We start from the raw sequence: 3,299 nt of genomic DNA on the forward strand, positions 1-3,299 counted from the left end.
GGGCTTGACGGGGGCGTCCCCTCGGGGCTGCGCCCCCAGACCCCCGCTTCGGCCCTGAACGGGCCTCGTCCTCGAACGCCGGACGGGCTGGATGTGCCTGGCCTCGGCTGAAGAGCCAAGTCCGGCCGGCGACAGTCCGGCCGGGCGAGACAACCCTGTCGGTGAGATGTCGGTGCCGTCAGCCCGCTGTCGGCGATCTGTCGGTGCCCCCTGACACCGTCGACCCCATGACACGAACCGACAACAACCCCGGCGACGGCGCACCCACGCCCGCCGTCACCGTCCGGGGACTGGTCAAGCACTACGGCGAGACCAAGGCGCTGGACGGCGTCGACCTGGACGTACGCGAGGGCACCGTACTCGGCGTGCTCGGACCGAACGGGGCCGGCAAGACCACCCTCGTCCGCTGCCTGTCCACCCTCATCACCCCCGACGCGGGCCACGCCACCGTCGCCGGCTACGACATCGTCCGCCAGCCCCGGCAGCTCCGCCGCGTGATCGGCCTCACCGGCCAGTACGCCTCCGTCGACGAGAAGATCTCCGGCTTCGAGAACCTGTACATGATCGGGCGGCTCCTCGATCTGTCCCGGAAGGACGCACGTCGGCGCGCCACCGACCTGCTGGAGCGCTTCTCCCTCACCGAGGCCGCCACGCGCCCGGCCGGCACGTACTCCGGCGGTATGCGCCGCCGCCTCGACCTCGCCGCGTCCCTGATCGGACAGCCCGCCGTCCTCTACCTCGACGAACCCACCACCGGCCTCGACCCCCGCACCCGCAACGAGGTCTGGGACGAGGTCAAGCGCATGGTCGCCGACGGCGTCACCGTCCTGCTCACCACCCAGTACATGGAGGAGGCCGAGCAACTCGCCTCCGAACTCACCGTCATCGACCGCGGCAAGGTCATCGCGAACGGCGGCATCCACGAGCTGAAGGCCCAGGTCGGCGGCCGCACCCTCCGCCTCCGCCCCGCCGACCCGCTGGAACTGCGCCCGCTGGCCGCCATGCTCGACCAACTGGGCATCACCGGCCTCGCGACCACCACCGTCGACAGCCAGACCGGCACCGTCCTCGTCCCGATCCTCAGCGACGAGCAGCTCACCGCGGTGGTGGGCGCCGTCACCGCCCGAGGCACCACCATCGCCTCGATCAGCACCGAACTGCCCAGCCTGGACGAGGTGTTCCTGTCCCTCACCGGCCACCGGGCCGGCACTCCGCAGGACACCGACGCCACCCGGCTCCCCGCCCACGAGGAGGTCGCCGTATGAGCGCCACCACCCTTACCGCGAAGCCCAGCAGCGGCAGCGGCAGCGACGGCCGTATAGGACTGCGCGCCCATGTCCGGCACACCGGCGCCCTCGTCCGCCGCAACCTGCTGTGGATCCGTCAGGACCCGGAGTCGATGTTCGACGCGGTCCTCATGCCCATCGTCTTCACGCTGCTGTTCGTGTTCGTCTTCGGCGGCTCCATCGGCCAGGCGCTCGGCGGCGGCCAGGACGCGTACGTGCAGTACGTCGTCCCCGGGCTGATGGCGATGATGGGCATGAACATCGCGATGGGCGTCGGCACCGGCTTCAACGAGGACTTCCAGAAGGGCGTCATGGACCGCTTCCGGTCCCTGCCGATCGGCCGGTCCTCGGTGCTCCTCGCCAAGATCTCGGTCGAACTGCTGCGGATGCTCGTCGCCACGGCGATCCTGATGGTCGTCGGCGTCACCGTGGGCTTCGACATCACCAGCTGGACCGGGCTCCTCGCCGCCGTGGCCCTCGCCGCCGTCTTCGGCTCCTCCGTGATGTGGATCTTCCTCGTGCTGGGCGTGACCCTGAAGAACGCGCAGTCCGTGCAGGCGATGGGCTTCCTGGTGCTGTTCCCCCTGCAGTTCGGCTCCTCGATCTTCGCGCCCACGCAGTCGATGCCCGGCTGGCTGCAGAACTTCACCGACTACAACCCGCTGTCCTCCCTCGCGGACGCCGCCCGCGGCCTGATGACCGGCGGCCCCGTCGCCCATGACGTGTGGGTGACCCTGGGCTGGTCGGTGCTGATGACGCTGGTCATGGCTCCGGTGGCGATCCACAAGTTCCGTACGAAGCACTGAGGAACCGGGGCCGTACCGGCGTCACATCAGGGCGGTGGCCTCCTCCACGGAGAGCGCGCCGCCCTCGGCGTACGCGCTCTCGTACGCCCGGTTGCCCAGCGCTTTCCGCGCCTCGACCTCGACCCGGGTACGGGTCTCGACCTCCAGCGGGCTGGAGTAGTGGCCGGGCGGCAGCAGCGCGTCGGCGGCGCCGAGGAGCCGGGCCGCGTCACGGGCGCGTACGCCGCCGTCCACGCCCACGACCGCCAGGGCCGCCGTGGTCAGGTGCGTCGCGGGCAGGTGCGGCACGATGGTGAAGGTGAGCGGGTCCGCGGCCCGGTCCAGCGCCTCGCGCATCTTGGCCAGGGCCTCCTCGTAACGGCCCGCCAGCACCTCCAGCCAGCCCTCGATACCGGTGATGAAGCTGGCGAACACCACGAAGGTGGCGGCTCCGAACTCCTGGCGCAGCAGCCGGAGCTGCTCCTGCGCCTGAGCCGTACGCCCGCTGCGGCCGAGCCGGACCGCGAGGAAGAGCCGGGCGGCCGGGAGGGCCTCGTTGGTGCAGCCGTGGCTGCTCTCCAGTACGTCGAAGAGGATCTTCTCGCCCCGTTCGGCGTCCCCGCCCTCGACGAGCACTCCGCCGAGGCGGGCTCTGAGGATGCCCAACTGGGCACGGGCGCCCAGCCGTTCGGCGTACTCCATGGCCCGCTCGTAGTCGGCGGCGGCTCCCGTGTAGTCGCCCACGCGCTCCTTGGACTCACCGCGCGCGGCGAGTGCCTCGGCCGCGCCCCAGGCGTCGCCGACCCGGGTGAACATCTCCAGCGCCTCGTTGGCGTCGCGGGTCGCGTCGCCCGCCCAGTCGCCGCGGTTGGCGAGGATGTTGGCCCGCAGTTGCAGGGCCTGCGCCAGTTCCCAGGGCCTGCCGAGCTCCCGGCAGGTGCGTACGCTCTCGTCGACGATCTCGCGGGTGCGGTCCCCTTCGGCGTTGAGCAGCGCGGCGAAGAACCAGAGGAAGCCGGGGTAGCGGCAGGTCTGCGGCTGGCCCGGCCGGTAGGTCTCGTTGATGACGCGCAGCTTCTCCTTGGCCTCCGGGGTGTTCCAGGCCGCCAGGTCGATGTCCATGCAGGAGAGATGGACCAGGTGCACCCCGCGCCTGGCCTCGGCGAGGACCTCGGGACGCATCGGCGGCGGGTTCTCGGTGGGGCCTTCCAGCAGGTCGGGGACGGGG

2 protein-coding genes and 1 pseudogene are annotated in these 3,299 nt (G+C 71.3%); 2 read left to right on the forward strand and 1 reads right to left on the reverse strand.

Annotation, left to right across the window (positions count from 1 at the left end; translation table 11 throughout):
- Positions 1–227 precede the first annotated feature (227 nt).
- Both FNH04_RS43515 and FNH04_RS43520 read left to right on the forward strand, forming a co-directional pair.
- The gene (locus FNH04_RS43515) at positions 228–1,265 is read left to right on the forward strand and encodes an ATP-binding cassette domain-containing protein (protein ID WP_152791758.1); all 1,038 of its coding nucleotides are present in this window, start codon (positions 228–230) and stop codon (positions 1,263–1,265) included.
- On the forward strand, positions 1,262–2,092 hold the full coding sequence (locus FNH04_RS43520) for an ABC transporter permease (RefSeq protein ID WP_194237018.1): 831 nt from the start codon (positions 1,262–1,264) through the stop codon (positions 2,090–2,092). The genes FNH04_RS43515 and FNH04_RS43520 overlap by 4 nt, the downstream gene beginning before the upstream one ends.
- Positions 2,093–2,113: 21 nt before the next feature.
- On the opposite strand, the pseudogene FNH04_RS47025 reads toward FNH04_RS43520, so the two are convergent.
- A pseudogene (locus FNH04_RS47025) lies at positions 2,114–3,299 on the reverse strand (AfsR family transcriptional regulator); the annotation flags it as partial.

The sequence above is a fragment of the Streptomyces phyllanthi genome (assembly GCF_009377205.1).
Taxonomy (GTDB): domain Bacteria; phylum Actinomycetota; class Actinomycetes; order Streptomycetales; family Streptomycetaceae; genus Streptomyces; species Streptomyces phyllanthi.

Coding starts and splice junctions, on each gene's coding strand:
- FNH04_RS43515 (WP_152791758.1), top strand. CDS start 228: ATGACACGAACCGACAACAACCCCGGCGACGGCGCACCCACGCCCGCC.
- FNH04_RS43520 (WP_194237018.1), top strand. CDS start 1,262: ATGAGCGCCACCACCCTTACCGCGAAGCCCAGCAGCGGCAGCGGCAGC.